Source organism: Bacillus sp. AY2-1, from assembly GCF_008368965.1.
Taxonomy (GTDB): Bacteria; Bacillota; Bacilli; order Bacillales; family Bacillaceae_G; genus Bacillus_A; species Bacillus_A thuringiensis_S.
This window is the reverse complement of the sequence record NZ_QPEL01000333.1, coordinates 1-1,677: the sequence shown is the minus strand read 5'-3', so window position 1 is coordinate 1,677 and position 1,677 is coordinate 1. Positions and strand designations below refer to the sequence as shown.

Here is a 1,677-nt window from a genome sequence, read left to right as displayed (position 1 = left end):
TAGAATTAAGAAAAGAACTTAGCGTATTGCGTTTACTTATCTACTCTGATAATTAGATGCTAACTACAATTAAATAATATATGATTTGTATAAAAAAGATATAGTAATATTTTGTTGTGAATTGTACTAATTTGATATTTTATAGTATTATTTGTCGTGAATTATATCTAACAGAATATATTTTATGAATCTATAAAGGAGAATGTAATGAATACATCTATCGATATACAACACTTGTGTGATCTTGCACATAAAGCATTTAATGCCCCTGTACATATTTTATCTGCAGACAGAAAAATTTTATATCATTCTACATCTGATAATGTTTGTAGTCCTTTTTATTCTTCAAAAGAAGAACATCTTAGTGATATTTATCAAGAAAACGATCCCTTTAACTTGCCACTTTTCCGAAGTAACAACTATCTTGAAAATTTTGTTCTAATTCATATAGAAAATCATGATGATATTAAAGGGACTATTATAATCGGTCCTACTATACATCCAAAAGATTCAGATGATATGATCATAAAATTTCAGAAAGAATTTAAATCAAATGATAACATTCAAGAAAGACTTGCCTATTATCAGTGTTTATCTGAGATTAAAAAAACTACATTAATTGATATGGGAATTTTATTACATTACATGATTTTCAATGAAAAGTTAGATGTAGATATTGTCTTGGAAAAAAATAAAGTACTAGAGGAAATTCCTAATAAAAATGTGAAACCTGATTTATATATTTTAAAACGTCGACAAAACAAACCTAAAACGCACAATATGTCATTAGTAAATGATTTCTTTTCGACTATTAAAGAAGGGAATAAAAAAAAGTTAATACAGTATATGTATGCGGTTTCGCAAGAAGATGTTGAACTTATGCTAATAGAGGATCCGCTCAGGAATCAAAAAAACCTTGGAATTATTGCGATTACCTTAGCCACTCGATATGCAATAGAAGGAAACCTGCCACCAGATATTGCTTTTGCTCATAGTATTTTATATATACAAACCCTGGAACAATTAGATAATGTAGAATCTGTAAAGCGATTGTCAGGGGATGCTTTACGTACTTTTGCAGATCGTGTGAAAGAATACAATGCAAAAAAGTATTCTTACGCGGTTACTACATGTATAAAACATATTAATAAAAATGTTTACGATGGAATATCTCTGAATGAACTTGCTAATCATTTAGAAATTACGCCTACTTATCTGTCTAAACTATTTAAAAAAGAAATGGGAATTACTTTAAGCGAATATATTCAAAGGGAACGAGTGGAAGAAGCAAAGAAATTATTAACACTCACTACTTATTGGCTTAACTTTAATGACCAAAGTTATTTTATAAGAGTTTTCAAAAAAATCACTAGCATGACCCCTAGGCAGTACCGTGAAAAATATACAATAATATAAGTTTGTTATCTACTGTCTCCAATGTAAAGACTTAAACATGGGTGTAAGTATCCCAAAAAATGAAAATTCACTAACCATTATTTTGCTAAAGGAAACAAAAAGATAGAAGGCTGCAAATTGTTCCAAGGAAGCTTTGCAGCTTTTTTGTAATTTAAAACCTATGTTTATAACGATGATAAGTTTATAGACTAATATCTTCATATTAGATATTTATTAATAATGATATTAGGATATTTCGTGAAAAAATCAATAATATAACAT

Annotated in this window: 1 protein-coding gene; it reads left to right on the top strand. The window is 28.0% G+C overall.

Annotated elements, in window-relative coordinates:
* Positions 1-207: 207 nt before the first annotated feature.
* Positions 208-1,416: an AraC family transcriptional regulator gene (locus DN403_RS30895; RefSeq protein WP_149186136.1), complete on the top strand. Its 1,209-nt coding sequence runs from the start codon at positions 208-210 to the stop codon at positions 1,414-1,416.
* Positions 1,417-1,677 lie beyond the last annotated feature (261 nt).